General features: G+C 74.3%; 17 protein-coding genes and 1 tRNA gene. 9 read left to right on the top strand and 9 right to left on the bottom strand.

What is annotated here, in order from left to right:
- Nucleotides 1–84: 84 nt before the first annotated feature.
- On the bottom strand, nucleotides 85–522 hold the full coding sequence (locus H6H00_RS06065) for a thioredoxin family protein (RefSeq protein ID WP_185720355.1): 438 nt from the start codon (nucleotides 520–522) through the stop codon (nucleotides 85–87).
- A 36-nt stretch (nucleotides 523–558) separates the two neighbouring features.
- Nucleotides 559–1,347: an LmeA family phospholipid-binding protein gene (locus H6H00_RS06060; RefSeq protein ID WP_185720354.1), complete on the bottom strand. Its 789-nt coding sequence runs from the start codon at nucleotides 1,345–1,347 to the stop codon at nucleotides 559–561.
- A gap of 236 nt (nucleotides 1,348–1,583) precedes the next feature.
- Between H6H00_RS06060 and H6H00_RS06055 the strand changes: the two genes are divergently transcribed.
- The 6 genes from H6H00_RS06055 (at nucleotide 1,584) to pstB (ending at nucleotide 7,523) form a co-directional block, all read left to right on the top strand.
- The gene (locus H6H00_RS06055; protein ID WP_185720353.1) at nucleotides 1,584–2,327 is read left to right on the top strand and encodes a winged helix-turn-helix transcriptional regulator; all 744 of its coding nucleotides are present in this window, start codon (nucleotides 1,584–1,586) and stop codon (nucleotides 2,325–2,327) included.
- Nucleotides 2,328–2,336: 9 nt separating this feature from the next.
- Nucleotides 2,337–3,224, top strand: a complete 888-nt coding sequence (gene mshD, locus H6H00_RS06050; protein WP_255425599.1) for a mycothiol synthase — start codon at nucleotides 2,337–2,339, stop codon at nucleotides 3,222–3,224.
- Nucleotides 3,225–3,454: 230 nt separating this feature from the next.
- Nucleotides 3,455–4,576 (top strand): phosphate ABC transporter substrate-binding protein PstS, encoded by a 1,122-nt coding sequence (gene pstS / locus H6H00_RS06045; protein ID WP_255425598.1) that lies wholly within the window; start codon nucleotides 3,455–3,457, stop codon nucleotides 4,574–4,576.
- A 102-nt stretch (nucleotides 4,577–4,678) separates the two neighbouring features.
- Nucleotides 4,679–5,644 (top strand): phosphate ABC transporter permease subunit PstC, encoded by a 966-nt coding sequence (gene pstC / locus H6H00_RS06040; protein ID WP_255425597.1) that lies wholly within the window; start codon nucleotides 4,679–4,681, stop codon nucleotides 5,642–5,644.
- A complete protein-coding gene (pstA, locus tag H6H00_RS06035) occupies nucleotides 5,644–6,732 on the top strand; it encodes a phosphate ABC transporter permease PstA (RefSeq protein WP_185720351.1) in 1,089 nt (362 codons plus the stop codon). The genes pstC and pstA overlap by 1 nt, the downstream gene beginning before the upstream one ends.
- A gap of 11 nt (nucleotides 6,733–6,743) precedes the next feature.
- On the top strand, nucleotides 6,744–7,523 hold the full coding sequence (gene pstB / locus H6H00_RS06030) for a phosphate ABC transporter ATP-binding protein PstB (RefSeq protein WP_185720350.1): 780 nt from the start codon (nucleotides 6,744–6,746) through the stop codon (nucleotides 7,521–7,523).
- 216 nt (nucleotides 7,524–7,739) lie between these two features.
- Here pstB and H6H00_RS06025 read toward each other — a convergent pair whose 3' ends face one another.
- Nucleotides 7,740–8,156: an ArsI/CadI family heavy metal resistance metalloenzyme gene (locus H6H00_RS06025; protein ID WP_185720349.1), complete on the bottom strand. Its 417-nt coding sequence runs from the start codon at nucleotides 8,154–8,156 to the stop codon at nucleotides 7,740–7,742.
- A gap of 73 nt (nucleotides 8,157–8,229) precedes the next feature.
- On the opposite strand from H6H00_RS06025, the gene H6H00_RS06020 reads away from it, so the two are divergent.
- Nucleotides 8,230–8,616 (top strand): Rv2640c family ArsR-like transcriptional regulator, encoded by a 387-nt coding sequence (locus H6H00_RS06020; RefSeq protein ID WP_185720348.1) that lies wholly within the window; start codon nucleotides 8,230–8,232, stop codon nucleotides 8,614–8,616.
- Here H6H00_RS06020 and phoU (H6H00_RS06015) read toward each other — a convergent pair.
- The 6 genes from phoU (H6H00_RS06015) to H6H00_RS05990 all read right to left on the bottom strand — a co-directional run bounded on the left by phoU (H6H00_RS06015) (nucleotide 8,574) and on the right by H6H00_RS05990 (nucleotide 15,061).
- Entirely contained in the window at nucleotides 8,574–9,233 is a 660-nt protein-coding gene (gene phoU, locus H6H00_RS06015) for a phosphate signaling complex protein PhoU (RefSeq protein ID WP_255425596.1), read from the bottom strand. The two genes, H6H00_RS06020 and phoU (H6H00_RS06015), sit on opposite strands and share 43 nt — an antisense overlap.
- Nucleotides 9,234–9,237: 4 nt before the next feature.
- Entirely contained in the window at nucleotides 9,238–9,894 is a 657-nt protein-coding gene (gene phoU, locus H6H00_RS06010; RefSeq protein WP_185720347.1) for a phosphate signaling complex protein PhoU, read from the bottom strand.
- A gap of 76 nt (nucleotides 9,895–9,970) precedes the next feature.
- Nucleotides 9,971–12,295, bottom strand: a complete 2,325-nt coding sequence (locus H6H00_RS06005) for an LCP family glycopolymer transferase (RefSeq protein ID WP_185720346.1) — start codon at nucleotides 12,293–12,295, stop codon at nucleotides 9,971–9,973.
- Nucleotides 12,296–12,380: 85 nt separating this feature from the next.
- Nucleotides 12,381–13,151 (bottom strand): GGDEF domain-containing protein, encoded by a 771-nt coding sequence (locus H6H00_RS06000; RefSeq protein ID WP_185720345.1) that lies wholly within the window; start codon nucleotides 13,149–13,151, stop codon nucleotides 12,381–12,383.
- 163 nt (nucleotides 13,152–13,314) lie between these two features.
- A complete protein-coding gene (gene dusB / locus H6H00_RS05995; protein ID WP_185720344.1) occupies nucleotides 13,315–14,463 on the bottom strand; it encodes a tRNA dihydrouridine synthase DusB in 1,149 nt (382 codons plus the stop codon).
- Between the two features lie 19 nt (nucleotides 14,464–14,482).
- The gene (locus H6H00_RS05990; protein ID WP_185720343.1) at nucleotides 14,483–15,061 is read right to left on the bottom strand and encodes a superoxide dismutase family protein; all 579 of its coding nucleotides are present in this window, start codon (nucleotides 15,059–15,061) and stop codon (nucleotides 14,483–14,485) included.
- 85 nt (nucleotides 15,062–15,146) lie between these two features.
- Between H6H00_RS05990 and H6H00_RS05985 the strand changes: the two genes are divergently transcribed.
- Together H6H00_RS05985 and H6H00_RS05980 are read left to right on the top strand one after the other, a co-directional pair.
- Nucleotides 15,147–15,902 (top strand): maleylpyruvate isomerase family mycothiol-dependent enzyme, encoded by a 756-nt coding sequence (locus H6H00_RS05985; RefSeq protein ID WP_185720342.1) that lies wholly within the window; start codon nucleotides 15,147–15,149, stop codon nucleotides 15,900–15,902.
- 32 nt (nucleotides 15,903–15,934) lie between these two features.
- Nucleotides 15,935–16,007, top strand: a tRNA-Lys gene (locus tag H6H00_RS05980).
- The last annotated feature ends 9 nt before the right edge of the window (nucleotides 16,008–16,016 follow it).

Genomic DNA, 16,016 nt, shown 5'->3' with positions numbered 1-16,016 from the left:
TCAACGGCCAGAACACAACGCCGAGGGTATCCCAGGATCCCGCCTTTCGGGACCGGGCTCCCGAGAGGCGGACGGTGTCGTACCTCATCGTGGGCCGAGCACGGGGTCGAGCGCGGCCTCCAGGTCGGCCGCGCGGGGCAGCCCCGAGATGCGCAGCAGCTCCGCCCCGGCCCGGTCGAACGCGACGACGGTGGGGGTGCGCAGGACGCCGAGGGTCCGCGCGACGTCCGGACGGTCGGCCACGTCGACCTCGGTGTGGGCGACGCCCGGTCGCCGGGTGCGCAGGTCGCCGATCAGCTCCGCGGTGCGCCGGCACGGCGTGCAGACCGGCGAGGACAGCTGCAGCAGCAGCACGCGGTCGTCGGCGCCGGGGGTGGTGCCGGCGAGCGCCCAGCCGCCCGACGCGCTCTGCTCGGGCGCCCGGCCGGTGCGGATGCGGCCGTCGCGGCGGCGCAGCAGCAGGCCGACCGCCGTGGCGAGCGCCAGTGCGGCGACGAGTACGGCTGCTCCGATCGGGTCCATGACGGCTGCAACGCCTCCGGGGGCCGGTTCAGTCCGTCAGCTCGCGGCCGGCGCTCCGGCGCCGAGCACGAGGCCGGTGGTGCGGCCGCTGATCTCGAGCACGCCGTCGACGGCCCGCAGCTCGGTGGGCGTCACCTGCAGCGGCAGCGAGCCCGGGTCGATCTCGACGGTGAACCGGTCGCGCAGGGCGCTCTGCGTCGACTCCGGCAGCGGCGGGGCGTCGGGGCCGCCCACCCGGATGTCGCGGGGCACGATCCGCACCAGCCCGTCGGCGAGCTCCAGCGCGACGATCGCCGAGACCTCGGTGTCCTCGCCCAGCACCGCCGTGGTGCCGACGAGCCGCGCGACGGTGTCGGGGTCGGCGTCGGCGAGCGAGGCGTCCGCCCCGTCCTCGACGGCCTGCTCGAGCGCGTCGGCGTCGAGCGACTCGATGCGCAGGCGGTCGACGGAGCCGAGCAGCCGCTCGACGTCGTCGGCCCCGACGCGGACGGTGCCGTCGGCCTCCCCGACGCGCAGCGACTTCGGCCCGGACCCGAGCACCTCCGACAGCGGGGCCTCGACGTCGCGCAGCACCGCGACGACCTCGACCTCCTGCAGCTCGCCGACCTGCAGCCGGTCGGCCGACACGTCGATGCTGGAGTACCGCCCGGCCAGGGCCTGGGTGACGAACGGGAAGCCGTTGATCCGCACGTCCGGGTCGTCGGGGAGGCCGATCTGCTCCCGCATCTGCCGGGACACGGCCGACTCGGCGAGCGCCGCCGCCCCGAAGTCGACGCCCACGAGCACGCCGACGAGCACGATCAGCCCGACGATCAGGCGCTTCATCCGACCTCCGATGACGTCCGCTCCTTGCCCCGGAACCGTAGAGCGCGGCCCGTTCCGGCCCGCGGCCGGGCCGTGACCTGCGCCGCGGGACTAGGGGTACCGGTGCGTAGCGGGCTACGCTTTCCCGATCCGCGTGGACGTCACTCACACATCACGCGGGAGTGAACACGGTGCGTCAGCGTTGCCCGCCGTTTCTCCAGGAGGGGGCGTGCCCCGCCCCGATGAGGAGGAACCAGATGGAGCTCCTTCTGCTGACGGCCGACCCCGATCCGGGCTCGGTGCTGCCGGCACTGACCCTGCTCCCGCACGGCGTGCGCACGGCCGCGCCGGAGGTGGCCGCGCTGCTCGACGCCGGCCCGCACGACGCGGTGCTCGTCGACGCGCGCACCGACCTCGTGGCCGCCCGCAGCCTGTGCCGGCTGCTCGGCAGCACCGGCACCGACGTCCCGGTCGTCGCGGTGCTCACCGAGGGCGGGCTGGTGGCCGTCTCGGGGGAGTGGGTCGTCGACGAGATCCTGCTGCCCGGCGCGGGCCCCGCGGAGGTCGACGCGCGGCTGCGCCTGCTCAAGGCCCGGCCCGGCGCCGACAGCGGGGCCGGCAGCGGCGCACTGGTGCTGGGTGAGCTGGTGATCGACGAGGCCACCTACGCGGCGCGCCTGCGCGGGCGGCTCCTGGAGCTCACCTACAAGGAGTTCGAGCTGCTCAAGTACCTGGCGCAGCACGCGGGCCGGGTGTTCACCCGCGCCCAGCTGCTCCAGGAGGTGTGGGGCTACGACTTCTTCGGCGGCACCCGCACCGTCGACGTCCACGTCCGGCGGCTGCGCGCCAAGCTCGGCACCGAGCACGAGCAGATGATCGGCACGGTCCGCAACGTCGGCTACAAGTTCGTGCGCCCGGGCCGGGGATCGCTGGGGGCGCCCGCCGTCGAGTCCGACGACGAGGACGCCGACTCCGACGAACGGTTCTCCTTCCGCGCGTAGTCTCGCCGTGTGATCGAACTGGAGTGGCGGGCCGGGCTCGACGACGACGGTGTCGCGGTGGTGCGCGCGCTCGCCTCGGCCGCCGCGGCCGCCGACGGCAGCGCCCCGCTCTCCGACGAGGTGCTGCTGCAGCTGCGCAGCGCCGACGCCGCGCACCTGTTCGCCCGCGACGGGTCCGATCTCGTCGGGTTCGCCCACCTCGATCCCGAGGGCGGCGGCGAGCTGGTCGTGCACCCCGACCACCGCCGGGCCGGGCTCGGCACGCGCCTCGCGCGCGCGATGGTGGACCGCACCGGTGACGCCCCGCTGCGGGTGTGGGCGCACGGGGAGCACCCCGGGGCGGTCGCGCTCGCCGGTGCGCTGGGGTTCACCCGGGTCCGCGAGCTCTGGCAGATGCACCTGGACCTGCCCGACGCCCCCGCCGCGCTCGCCCCGCCGGAGGGCATCCGGCTGCGGTCCTTCGTCGTCGGTTCCGACGAGGACGAGTTCCTGCGCGTCAACAACGCCGCCTTCGACTGGCACCCCGAGCAGGGCGGCTGGGGCGTCGAGCAGGTGCGGGCCCGCGAGGCCGAGCCGTGGTTCGACGCCGAGGGCTTCCTGCTCGCCGTCGACGACCGGGACCGGCTGCGCGGTTACCACTGGACCAAGGTGCACACCGAGCCCGAGCACATCGGCGAGGTCTACGTGCTGGGCGTCGACCCGTCGGCGCAGGGCACCGGGCTCGGCTCCGTCCTGACGATCGCGGGCCTGCGCCACCTGCACGCGCGCGGTCTGCGCCAGGTGCTGCTCTACGTGGAGTCCGACAACGACGCGGCCGTGCGGGTGTACCGCAAGCTCGGTTTCACCGTCCGCCACAGCGACGTCCTCTTCGCCCGGAACGTCGCGATCGACAGCTGAGAGCCCCCCGCGGTTCACCCCGTCGTCATGTCCCGGGCGATACGGAACCCGCAGGTCACAGCGCGATCACGGCTGCACCGATCGGGTGTTGTGCCTCACCTTCGGTGATGTGTTCATGCCCCGTTTACCTGATCGGGGGAGTGCGTCCACTGTCGCTACCTAGCGTCCGCGGCGAGCGGCCACCCCGAGCCGCAACGACCCTTCCCGGTCCGACGACGGAGGAACTTCACGTGAAGATCGTGCGGCACAGCGCCCGTGCCCGAGTTGCCGCGGTGGGCCTCGCCACCAGCGGTGCACTGCTGCTGGCCGGCTGCGGTGCGGCCAACGAGTCCGGAGCCCCCGCCGCCGGCGGCGAGGCCGCGGCCTCCGCCAGCGCGTCCATCGCCGGTGCGGGCGCCACGTCCCAGCAGGCCGCCATGGAGGCCTGGGTCGCCGGCTTCAGCTCGGTCGCCCCCGACGCCACCGTCAGCTACGACGCCCAGGGCTCCGGCGCGGGCCGCACCCAGTTCGTCGACGGCGCGGTGCAGTTCGCCGGCAGCGACTCGGCGCTGAACGACGAGCAGCTCCCGCTCGCCCAGACGCTGTGCGGCGGCGCCGACAACGTCATCGAGCTCCCGCTCTACGTCTCGCCGATCGCGGTGATCTTCAACCTGCCCGGCGTCACCGAGCTGCAGCTGAGCCCGGCCACCATCGCGAAGCTGTTCAACGGCTCCATCACCAACTGGAACGACCCGGCGATCGCCGCGGAGAACGCCGGCGTCACGCTGCCGGACCTCGCGGTCACCCCGGTCAACCGCGCCGACGACTCGGGCACCACCGAGAACTTCACCGAGTACCTCGCCGCCACCGCCCCCGCCGACTGGACCTCCGAGCCCGACGGCGTCTGGCCGCTGAGCGGCGGCGCGTCCGCGCAGGGCACCTCGGGCGTCGTGGGCCTGGTCGGCTCCGGTGCGGGCTCCATCGGCTACGCCGACGAGAGCCAGGCCGGTGACCTGGGCAAGGTCAGCGTGCAGGTCGGCTCCGAGTACGTCGCCCCGACGGCCGAGGCGGCCGCCGCGGTCGTCGCCGCGTCGCCGCGGGTCGAGGGCAAGGGCGCGGCCAACTTCTCGGTCGAGCTCGCCCGCGACACCACCGAGTCGGGCACCTACCCGGTCGTCCTCGTGTCCTACACGCTCGCGTGCACCCAGTACGCCGACGCGGCCGTCGCCGACACGGTGAAGGCGTTCCTGACCTACATCGCCAGCGACGAGGGCCAGCAGGCCGCGAACGCCAACGCCGGCAACGCCCCGATCACCGCCGAGCAGCGGGCGCAGTTCCAGCCCGTGATCGACTCGATCTCCGCCGCCGGCTGAGCCGGTCGTCACCTAGCCAGGGATCCCGGGCGGTCGTCATCATGAGGACCGCCCGGGCCGCTCGGCCCCAGCCCCCACGACCAACCCGTTCGAAGGGATGACGTGAGTACAGACGCCAGTCCGCGGCCGCCGCAGGCCGCGGCCCCGCCCCCGCCGAAGCCGGTGGTGCAGCCGGGTGACCGGGTGTTCTCCGGGATGGCGAAGGGCTCGGGGATCCTGATCCTCGTCCTGCTCGCCGGCGTGGCCGCGTTCCTCGTGGCGCAGTCGCTCCCGGCCGTCCTCGCGCCTGCGGAGGACGTCCAGGGCGGCGGCGGGTTCGTCGTCTACGTCTGGCCGCTGGTGTTCGGCACGCTGCTCGCCGCCGTCATCGCGCTGCTCATCGCCACGCCGCTGTCCGTCGCCGTGGCCCTGTTCATCACCCACTACGCCCCGCGCCGCCTCGCCGCCGCGCTCGGCTACGTGATCGACCTGCTCGCCGCGGTCCCCAGCATCGTCTACGGCCTGTGGGGCGCGTACACGTTCTCCATCGCCTCGGTGCCGTTCCTGCTGTGGCTGGAGAACAACCTCGGCTGGATCCCGCTGTTCGCCGGGCCCGCCTCGAACGCCGGGCGCGCGATGCTCGTCGTCGGCGCCGTGCTCGCCATCATGATCCTGCCGATCATCACCGCGGTCGCCCGCGAGGTCTTCCTGCAGACGCCGAAGCTGCACGAGGAGGCCGCGCTCGCCCTCGGCGCCACGCGCTGGGAGATGATCCGGATGGCCGTCCTGCCGTTCGGCCGCTCCGGGATCATCAGCGGCGCGATGCTCGGCCTGGGCCGCGCGCTCGGCGAGACGATGGCCGTCGCCCTTATCCTGTCGATCTCCGGCGGCGTCACCTTCAACCTGATCAGCAACGGCAACCCGGGCACGATCGCGGCGAACATCGCGCTGCAGTTCCCGGAGGCCAGCGGCCTGGACGTGAACGTGCTCATCGCGAGCGGCCTCGTGCTGTTCCTGATCACGCTCGCGATCAACTCGCTCGCCCGCTACATCATCAACCGACGCCGCGACTTCTCGGGGGCCAACTGATGTCCATCGACACCGAGAAGCGCGACACGGAGCGCGACCCCGTGATCGTCGAGCCCGCGGTGCTGGAGAGGCAGGGCCGGCTTCCCCGCTTCGCCGTGCCCGGCGGCGTGGTGGTCGCCGCGGCGGTGGCCGGCGGCCTGCTGGCCCTGACGGGCTTCAACATCGCCCTGTGGGTCCTCGGCACCCTCGTCCTGTTCGCCGTCGGGCTCTACGCCGCCTCCCGCGCGGTGGAGGGCCGGCGCAAGGCCACCGACCGGCTCGTCACCGTGATCGTGACCGCCGCGTTCCTGCTGGCGCTGCTGCCGCTGGTCTCGGTCCTGTGGACCGTGGTCAGCAACGGGCTCACCCGCTTCGACGCCGAGTTCTTCACCTCCTCGATGCGCGGGGTCGTCGGTGAGGGCGGCGGGGTCTACCACGCCGTCCTCGGCACGCTGATCATCACCGCGCTGGCCGCCGTCATCTCGATCCCGATCGGCCTGCTCACCGCGGTCTACCTCGTCGAGTACGGCAAGAACAGCCGGCTCGCGCGGGCCATCACGTTCTTCGTCGACGTCATGACCGGCATCCCGTCGATCGTGGCCGGCCTGTTCGCGGTCGCCCTGTTCACGCTGCTGCTCGGGCCCGGTGCCCGGCTCGGGTTCGCCGGCTCCGTCGCGCTGTCGGTGCTGATGATCCCGATCGTCGTGCGGGCCACCGAGGAGATGCTCAAGATCGTCCCCAACGAGCTGCGCGAGGCGGCGTTCGCCCTCGGCGTGCCGAAGTGGCGCACGATCCTCAAGGTCGTCATCCCCACGTCGGTCGCGGGCATCGCGTCCGGTGTCACGCTGGCGATCGCCCGCGTCATCGGCGAGACCGCGCCGCTGCTGGTGGCCGTCGGCGTCACCACGGGCGTCAACCTCAACCCGTTCGACGGCCGCATGGCCACGCTGCCGGTCTTCTCGTACTTCTCCTACGCGACGCCCGGCGTGCCGCGGGAGCCGTACCTGGACCGCGCGTGGGCCGCGGCACTCGTCCTGATCATCATCGTCATGGTGCTGAACCTGCTGGCGCGACTCATCGCCCGCGCGTTCGCCCCGAAGACCCGATAAGGGAGCATCCCGTGGGCAAGTCGATCGACGCCAAGAACCTGAACATCTACTACGGGTCGTTCCTCGCGGTCGAGGGCGTCAGCATGGCCATCCGGCCCAAGACCGTCACCGCGCTCATCGGCCCCTCGGGCTGCGGGAAGTCGACGTTCCTGCGCTCGATCAACCGCATGCACGAGGTCATCCCCGGCGCGCGCGTCGAGGGCCGGCTCGAGCTCGACGGCAAGGACCTCTACGGCCCGGGCATCGACCCGGTCGGCGTGCGCCGCCAGATCGGCATGGTGTTCCAGCGCCCCAACCCGTTCCCGACGATGTCGATCTACGACAACGTCATCGCGGGCCAGCGCCTGAACAACAAGAAGATGCGCAAGGAGGCCACCGACGCGCTGGTGGAGCAGTCCCTGCGCGGCGCGAACCTATGGAACGAGGTCAAGGACCGCCTCGAGAAGCCCGGCTCCGGGCTCTCCGGCGGGCAGCAGCAGCGCCTGTGCATCGCCCGGGCCATCGCCGTGCAGCCCGACGTCCTGCTGATGGACGAGCCGTGCTCCGCGCTCGACCCGATCTCGACGCTGGCGATCGAGGACCTGATCAACGAGCTCAAGCAGGACTACACGATCGTCATCGTCACCCACAACATGCAGCAGGCCGCGCGGGTCAGCGACTACACCGGCTTCTTCAACATCGAGGGCACCGGCAAGCCCGGCCACCTGGTGGAGATGGACGAGACGAAGAAGATCTTCTCCCAGCCGACGCAGAAGGCCACCGAGGACTACGTGTCCGGCCGCTTCGGCTGAGGACACGTCGGCACGGGGTCGGGGCGTGCCCCGCCCCGTCGTCATGTCCGATCGTCCCTCGTGCACGGAGCCGCTCGGCGGGCGCGCCGACGTGCGCGGTGATGTCGTCGACACCGCACTCGGACGGCTCGTCGGTGTCCCGGTTCTCCAGCGGCGTCCCGCCCACCGGGTCGACGTGGGCCTCGCACCCGAGCGTGACGAGCTGCGCCGAGGAGGTCAGGAAGAGGTGCAGCAGACCGGCCCGGGCTCCGGGGTCGGGCCGAACGTCTCGCTGTCGGCCAACACCGTGTAGACCTCCCAGCGCTCGCCGCCCGGGCCGGTCACCCAGACCTTGTCCTGGGTGGCGAAGCAGCACGTCGTGCCGATCTCCTCGTCGGTGAACAGGCCCGCCCCGGTGAACCGGGCGATCTCGGCGTGCACCGTCTCGCTGCTCTCCACCTCGACGCCGAGGTGGTTGAGCGAGCCGCCCTGCCCGGGGTTCTCCAGCAGCACGAGCTTCAGCGGCGGGTCGGCCACGGCGAAGTTGGCGTAGCCGGGCTTGCGCTTGGCCGGCTCCACGCCGAGGAGCGTGGTGTAGAAGGCGACGGCCGAGTCGATGTCGTCGACGTTGAGGGCGAGCTGGACGCGGGACATGGTTCCTCCGATGATTAGACGTTCGTCGAAAGGGTGCCCACCTCTTCGACATACGTCAAGTACTCTCGGCGGCATGCCCCGCGCGCTGCCCGTCATCGACCTGACCGCCCCGATCTGCTGCGCCCCGGTCGCGGCCGGCCGGATGGGGGAGGCGGAGGCGCTGGAGGTCGCGCTGCGGCTCAAGGCGCTGGCCGACCCGACGCGGGTGCGCCTGATGTCGATGCTGCTCACCGAGGGTGAGCTGTGCACCTGCGACCTCGCCGCGGAGGTGGGGCTGTCCGATGCCACCGTCAGCCACCACCTCGCGCAGCTGCGAAAGGCGGGCCTCGCCGAGGGCGCCCGCCGGGGGATGAACGTCTGGTACCGGGCCCGGCCGGAGTCGCTCGGTGCGCTGGGCCGGGTGCTCGATCCCGGGTCTCAGATCGGGACGGCGTCCGGCTCCTGCCCGGTGACGGCGTAGACCGTCTCCCGGGCGATCGCCACCGCGTGGTCGGCGAAGCGCTCGTAGTAGCGGGCCAGCAGGGTGATGTCGACGGCCGCGGACACGCTGTGCGGCCAGTCGGGGTCCATCAGCACCTCGAACATGTGCCGGTGCAGCACGTCCATCTCGTCGTCGTCCCGGTCGAGCTCGACGGCCCGCACGACGTTGCGCGACCGCACCACGTCGGCCGCCTTCACCGCCAGTGCGACGGCGACCCGGCCCATCTCGGCGAAGTCGTCGCGCACCTCGGCCGGCAGGGTCGGTGCGGGATGGCGGCGCTGCACCGCCTCGGCGACGTGCAGGGCGAGCCGGTTCATCCGGTCGATGTCGCCCGCGGAGCGGATCGTCGAGACGACCGCGCGCAGGTCGCCGGCGACGGGCTGGTGGAACAGCAGGGCGTCGCGGGCGAGGTCCTCGGTCTGGGCGCGCAGCGCCTCGAGCTCCTGCTCCCGCGCGATCACCTGGGCGGCGAGCCGCTCCCGGCACTCCAGCAGGGCCGCGGTGGCGTTCTGCAGCGACCCCGCGGCGTGCAGGCACATGCGGCCGAGCAGCTCGGACAGGTCGCTGAGCTGCTGGGACAGCGGGGCCGGGACCACGGCGTCAGACGGCCAGCGGGCCGGGCATCCGGCCGGTGACGACGTAGACGATGCGCCGGGCCACCGCGACGGCGTGGTCGGCGTAGCGCTCGTAGAACCGGGCGAGCAGGGTGATGTCGACGGCAGGCCCGACGCCGTGGGTCCAGGCCGGGTCCATCAGGACGGTGAACATGTGCCGGTGCAGGTCGTCCATCGCGTCGTCGTCGCGCTCGAGCTCCTCGGCCCGGCCGAGGTCGCGGGTGCGGATGACCTCGCCCGCCTTGTGCGCCAGCTCCACGCCGACCCGGCCCATCTCCGCGAAGTACGGGCCGATCTCGGTGGGCAGCACCGGCTGCGGGTGCCTGCGGCGGGCGGCCTGCGCTACGTGCAGCGCCAGGTCGCCCATGCGCTCGATGTCGCCCGCACCGTGGATGGCGGACACGACGGTGCGCAGGTCGGTGGCGACGGGGGCCTGCAGGGCCAGGAGGGCGAACGCCTTCTCCTCGGCGTTGGCGCGCAGCTCGTCGATCCGGATGTCGGAGGTGATGACCTCCTCGGCGAGCTGCAGGTCGCTCTCGAGGAGGGACGTCGTGGCCTTGGCCATGGCGTCGGCGACCTGGTCGCACATGCCGGCGAGCTCGTCGGCCAGGTTGTCGAGTTGTTCCTGGTAGGCGTCGCGCATGGTCTGAGACTAGAGGTGCGCGACGGGTCCGGCAGCGTCCCAGGGTGAACCGAAGGTGAACGCTCCCCGCCGGGCGTCAGGCGCAGACCGCGGGAGGCTCCGCCGGGGTGGCCGCGGCGGCCGTCGAGGGGGCGCGCACCACGCCGTCGAAGGAGTTGCCCAGCACGAGCTGCAGCACACCGCTCGCGGCCGGGTCGGGCACCGTCGTCGCGGACGGGACGGTGGCGGCGAGGAGCTGGGCGGCGGCCGCGCGGTCGGGGGAGAAGCGGATGACGGTGTCGGGCGCGGTCTCGTCGGCGTTGCCGATCTCGTCCACGCGGAAGCCCAGCGTGCCCAGCGTGCCGCCGATCTCGGCGGCGAGGCCCTGGCGGTCGGAGGCGTTGAGGACGTCGACGGTGACGTCGGCGGGAGCGGGGCCCGCACCCGCGGCGAGGACGGTCTGGTCCGGCAGGGGCGTGCCCTCGCGCAGGGCGGTGAACAGGGCGGCGGCGTCGGCACCGCGCAGGACGGTGTTGCCCTGGCCGCTCGTCTCGATCGCCGTCGGTACGGTGGTGAAGGTGACGCCCCGGGCCGCGAAGCTGCGCACGGAGCGGGCCGTGGCGAGGATGCGGTCGAGGTCGGCGTCGTCGGCGCTGAGCGCCCCGCCGAGTGCCGGGCCGAGCGAGCCGATCCGCGCCGGGTCGAGCAGCACCTCGCGCGACAGCGTCTTCTCCAGGACCGCCGCGACCAGCCGCTGCTGGCGCTCCAGGACCCCGCGCCCGCCCACCGGGTCGCCCTCGACGGTGCGCGCGGCGACGAAGTCCCGCGCGGTCAGGCCGTCGAGCGTCGTGACCCCGGCCCGCGGGACGACCGCGCCCAGCAGGCCGTCGACGACGGGCTGCTCGACGCACACGTCGACCCCGCCCACGGCGTCGACGAGATCGCCGATGCCGTCGAGGTCGAGGCCGACGAAGCGGGTGACGGCGAGCCCGGTGAGCTGCTGGACGACCCGGGTGACGCACTGCGGGCCGCCGACCTCGAACGCCGTCCGCAGCGGCGTGCGGGCCTGCGCCGGGACCGTCTCGTCGAGGTAGTCGCGGGCGGCCGGGTCCCACCGGCGGCACGGCGGCCGGTTGACCTCCAGGTCGTAGGGGACCGACAGGCCCACCACGTCGCCGCCACCGGCCGGGACGTGCGCGAGCAGCACGGTGTCGGTGGGCGGGCCGCCCGCCGGGTCCGCCGGCTCGGTGCCGAGGATCAGCACGTTCTCGGCCCCGGCCTGGGCGTCCGCGTCGACGATGGCGCCGGAGTCGGGGTCCAGGGCCGTCACCTGGGTGACGGCCGCGTCCAGGCGGGCCTTGCCGACGTACTGGAACGCGGTCACCGCGAACACCGCGAGCGCGAGGGCCGCGAACAGCAGCTGCCCGACGCCGGGCCGCACCCGCACCTTCTCCGGCGTCGGGGCGGGAGCGTCGGCGTCGGTCCTCGCGAGCGTGACGCCGGCGTGGGCGGCGGTGAGCCGGGTGAGGGTCTCGTCGATCCGCCGGACCTCCTCGGCCTCGCCCGCCGCCGCCTCGGCCCGCTCCCCGGCGGTGCCGGCGGTCGCGGTCGCGCGGCGGCGGCGCCGGCCGGGGGCCGAGGAGTCGTCGGGGTCGTCGGGGAGGGCGGTGCGGGTCGCGGCGCCCGGGGTCGCGGTGCCGCTGGCTGCGCCCGTCGATCCGGTGGAGCGGGCACCGACCGGTCGGGCGGGTCGCAGGGCCGGATCGGACGCGGCTGCCCCGGGGGTCCGGTCGGTGGGCCGGGCATCCGGGGTCCGCGCGTCCGCGGTCCGGGGGCCGGGCGCGACCAGTCCGGGGCTCAGCGGGACGGGTGGCCGTGGGCCGGGTGCCTGCGGGGCGGACGGGCGGGCGCCGTCGACGGGTCGCTGGAGGCCCGGGAGGGAGCCGGGCCCGGGCGCGCCGGGACCGACCGGCGGCCCGGGGCGCCGGGGCGGCAGGGGTGCGGGCGGCCCGCCGCGGAACGGGCCGGGAGGCGGTCCGGGCCGGCCGGCGGGCGGGGCGCCCCGGACCGGTGCGCCGGCGGCGCGGAGCGCGGGATCGGAGCCCGGCCCGGGACCGCCGACGGGGCGGAACGCCGGATCGGATCCGGGCCCCGGACGCCCGGCCGGGTACCCGCCCGTCGGCGGCCGCGAGGCGGGCGGACCAGGGGGCACGGCGCCCGGCGGGGGACCCGCTGGCCGGCGCCCGGCCGGCGGGACCGGGCCCGGGACGACGGGCGGGACGATGTCGGTGTGCCCGTCCTCGACCCTGCGCCGGGAGGCGCGGCCCCCGGGAGTGCCGTCCCCGTCGTCGACCAGGCCGTACCGGGCGAGCACGTCGTCGGGCCGGGGATCGCGCGAGGCACGGTCGTGACCGTCCTCCATCGCACCTCCCGAGACCCCGCCTCCGCGGCCTCGACGAGCGTACGGAGGCGCCCGGGTTTGATCACAGCCGGGTCACGTCACGCGCTCAGCCGGTGGTGCGCTCCGGCTGCGGGACGGAGCGGCGGCGGGCGGCGGGCCCGGCGAGCCGGACGAGACCGGTGCGCGGGTCCCGGAAGGCCACGGCGTTGCGGCCGGCGGCCTTGGCCGCGTAGAGCAGCACGTCCGCGGCGCCGACGACCTGTTCGACCTCCGGCGGGTGGCTGTCGGAGTGCGCGACGCCGGCACTGACCGTGACGCGCAGGCCCGGGTCGAGCTCGGCCCACGGGTGGCGGTCGATGCGGTCGCGGGCGGCCTCGCAGACCCGGACCGCCGCCGCGAGGTCGTGGTCGGGGAGCACGAGCGCGAACTCCTCGCCGCCGTAGCGGGCGCAGAACCCGCCGTCGGGGAGTCCGGCGTCGAGCAGGGTGACCAGCCGCTGCAGCACCCGGTCGCCGAACTGGTGACCGTAGGTGTCGTTGATCTGCTTGAAGTGGTCGGCGTCGACGATCGCCACCGACAGCCCGAGCGCGCCGCTGCGGACCGGGGCGTCGAGCAGCGCGAACAGCCGCTCGTCGAGGTAGCGGCGGTTGTAGCTGTCGGTGAGGCTGTCGCGGCGGCTCTGCTCGCGCGCCTCGGCGTGCTCGCGTCGGAGGCGGTCCAGCTCGTCGGTCGGGGCGGGGCGCCCGCCGAGTGCGCGCATCGCGGCCCGCAGGTGCTCGTACGCCTCTTCCCAGCGGCCCTCCGCGGCGAGGTCCTCCGCCGCAGCCGTGTGCCGGGCGACCGCCCGGGGCGGCGTTCCCGTCGTGATTCCCACCATGCCCACCTCACATCTCGTACCCCTGGATCGACGGGGACGTGGTGGTGCTTGAGCCGGGCCACCCCTTCGCGCGCGGGGCCACCCGACCGGGGAGTCGAAGATCAACTCTGGTCACCCGACGAGGTGGAGGAGGCGTCCCTCGACGGCGTATCCGGGGCCCCGGTCAGCCGCCCGAGTTCTCCATCTCCGCGCCCAGCGGGACGGTGACGTCGTCGGGGTCGTCGAGCCAGTGCTCGGGCAGGACGACCCGGCCGGGGGAGCCCTGGCGGCCGCGCGGGCCGTCGGCCTCCGGGGGGAAGCGCTGGTCGAGGTCGAGCGCGGAGACCAGCTCGTCGAGCTCGTCGACGCTGTTGATCAGCCCCAGCCTGCGCCGGACCTCCGGGCCCACCGGGAAGCCCTTGAGGTACCAGGCGACGTGCTTGCGCATGTCGCGGATGCCCTTCGTCGGGTCGGCGTCGGTGCGCATGTGCTCCTCGAGCAGCTCCGCGTGCCGGTGCATGGTGGCCGCGACCTGGCGCAGCGTCGGTGGCTCGGGCAGCGGGCGCCCGGCGAACGCGGCCTCCAGGTCGCCGAACAGCCACGGGCGGCCCAGGCAGCCGCGGCCGACCACGACGCCGTCGCAGCCGGTGCGGTCGACCATCGCCAGAGCGTCGGCCGCGCTGAAGACGTCCCCGTTGCCGAGCACCGGGATCTCGGCGGGCACGGCGTCGCGCAGGCGGGCGATCGCCGACCAGTCGGCCGTGCCGGAGTAGCGCTGCGCCGCGGTGCGGGCGTGCAGGGCGACCGCGGCGACGCCGGCCCCCACCGCGCGCTGCGCGGCGTCGAGGTAGGTGTGGCGCCCGTCGTCGATGCCGATGCGCATCTTGACCGTGACGGGGATCGACCCCGCGTTGTCGACGGCGGCCATCACGATCGCCTCGAACAGCCGGCGCTTGTACGGCAGGGCCGCGCCGCCGCCCTTGCGCGTGACCTTCGGGACCGGGCAGCCGAAGTTCATGTCGACGTGGTCGGCGAGCCCCTCCTCGGCGACGATCCGCACCGCGCGGCCCATCGCCACCGGGTCGACGCCGTAGAGCTGCATCGACCGCGGCGACTCGTCGTCGGAGAACGCGATCATCCGGCGGGTCAGCGGGTTCTTCTCCACCAGCCCGCGCGAGGTGATCATCTCGCACACGTAGAACCCGGCACCCTGCTCGCGGCACAGGCGCCGGAAGCCGGCGTTGGTGATGCCGGCCATCGGGGCGAGCACGACCGGGGTCTCGGACACGAAGGGTCCGATGCGCAGCGGGCGGTAGCGGGTCGAGGCGGTCACGCCCCGATCATCCCTCGTCTCAGAAGTCCACGGAGATGCAGGCCGCCCGGGGGCCCGCGGTCCCGGCCTCACCGGGGGCGGTGGCGGTCGGCATGGCGTGGATGACGACGGACCCGGCGCGCCGGTCGGCGTCGAACGTCCACGGCACCGACGCCGTCACGGTCCCGGCGCCCGAGGCGTCGGTGGTGAGGTCGAGCCAGATCTCGTTGCCCGGGTTGGCGTACACCGGGTCGACGCTGGGCTGCACCGGGTCGGCCTGGTGCTGGAAGTGCGGTCCGGCGGCGTCGCCGGTCGGGCCGCACGGCTGGCTGTGCGCGTGGGCGCCGTAGGCGTGGTCCGGCTCCAGGCCCCGCACGGCGAGCGTGACGGTGGTGCCCGCCTCGCCGGACTCCGCGCTGACCGCGCCGCGGGACCCGACCGGCACGAGCACGGGGTCGTAGGTGACGCCGGTGCCGCCGTCGGCGCTGAACGTGGTGCTGACCTGCACGTTGCGGTCCGTCGCGGGGGACGGCAGCGCGACCGGGACGACGGTGGTCGCGCAGCCCGTCAGCGCCAACGCACCGATCAGGCCGAGGCCGGCGAATCGGGAGGAGCTCATGGTCGACAGGATGGGCGGTGACGCGTAGTAGTACGTACCGACCCTCTGTTACTCCGTACGAGGGGACGGCCAGGGAGGGGACGCCGTGGAGGCGATCACGCAGGCGCTGCGGGAGCAGCACGACGAGCTCGACGCGATCCTGGCCGGGCTCGACGGGGCCGGCTGGGCGGAGCCGGTCCCGGACTGCCCGGGCTGGTCGGTCACCGACGTCGTCCTGCACCTGGCGCAGACCGACGAGCTCGTCGTCTCGTCGCTCGACGCGGGCTTCCCCGCCGCGGCCGAGAAGATGCTCCCCGGTGCGATCGGGGAGACCGTCGACCACACCGTGGATCGCCTCGTCGAGCACGAGCGCGGCGCATCCGGCCCCGAGGTGCACGCCCGCTGGCGGGCCGCGTCGTCGGCGGTGCGGGACGTCTTCGCGGCGTCCGACGCCCGCCGCCCGATGCCGTGGGTCGTCCGCGACCTCCCGGCACGCACGATGGCCACCACCCGGCTGTCGGAGTGCTGGATCCACACCCACGACGTCGCCGCCGCCGCCGGGGTCGCGCTCGTCCCGGGCGACCGGCTGCGGCACATCGCCCGCCTCGCCGTCCGGACCGTCCCCTACGCGTTCGCCCGCGCCGGCCTGGCCGCCCCCGCGGGCCCGGTCGCCGCCCACCTCACGGCCCCCGACGGCGGCACGTGGCGGATCGGCGACGACGGCGCGGCCACGGTCGTCACGGGCCCGGCGGTCGAGTTCTGCCTGATCGCGGCCCGCCGCCTGGACCCCGCGGCCTCCGCCGTGACGGCCACCGGTCCCGACGCGGACGACGTCCTCCGCCTCGTCCGCACGTACGCCTGACCGGTCGGCGTCGTAGGGTTGGCGGGCGAGCAGGGCCTCTAGCTCAATCGGCAGAGCAGCGGACTTTTAATCCGCGGGTTCGGGGTTCGATCCCCCGGGGGCCCACCTCTTCCC

The sequence above is a fragment of the Pseudonocardia petroleophila genome (genome assembly GCF_014235185.1).
GTDB classification, from domain to species: domain Bacteria; phylum Actinomycetota; class Actinomycetes; order Mycobacteriales; family Pseudonocardiaceae; genus Pseudonocardia; species Pseudonocardia petroleophila.
This window is presented reverse-complemented; position numbering and strand designations above follow the sequence as displayed.

Coding starts and splice junctions, on each gene's coding strand:
- H6H00_RS06005 (WP_185720346.1), bottom strand. CDS start 12,295: ATGGAGGACGGTCACGACCGTGCCTCGCGCGATCCCCGGCCCGACGAC.
- pstA (WP_185720351.1), top strand. CDS start 5,644: ATGTCCATCGACACCGAGAAGCGCGACACGGAGCGCGACCCCGTGATC.
- H6H00_RS06000 (WP_185720345.1), bottom strand. CDS start 13,151: ATGGTGGGAATCACGACGGGAACGCCGCCCCGGGCGGTCGCCCGGCAC.
- H6H00_RS06065 (WP_185720355.1), bottom strand. CDS start 522: ATGGACCCGATCGGAGCAGCCGTACTCGTCGCCGCACTGGCGCTCGCC.
- H6H00_RS06020 (WP_185720348.1), top strand. CDS start 8,230: ATGCCCCGCGCGCTGCCCGTCATCGACCTGACCGCCCCGATCTGCTGC.
- H6H00_RS06025 (WP_185720349.1), bottom strand. CDS start 8,156: ATGTCCCGCGTCCAGCTCGCCCTCAACGTCGACGACATCGACTCGGCC.
- H6H00_RS05990 (WP_185720343.1), bottom strand. CDS start 15,061: ATGAGCTCCTCCCGATTCGCCGGCCTCGGCCTGATCGGTGCGTTGGCG.
- H6H00_RS06055 (WP_185720353.1), top strand. CDS start 1,584: ATGGAGCTCCTTCTGCTGACGGCCGACCCCGATCCGGGCTCGGTGCTG.
- phoU (WP_185720347.1), bottom strand. CDS start 9,894: ATGCGCGACGCCTACCAGGAACAACTCGACAACCTGGCCGACGAGCTC.
- H6H00_RS06060 (WP_185720354.1), bottom strand. CDS start 1,347: ATGAAGCGCCTGATCGTCGGGCTGATCGTGCTCGTCGGCGTGCTCGTG.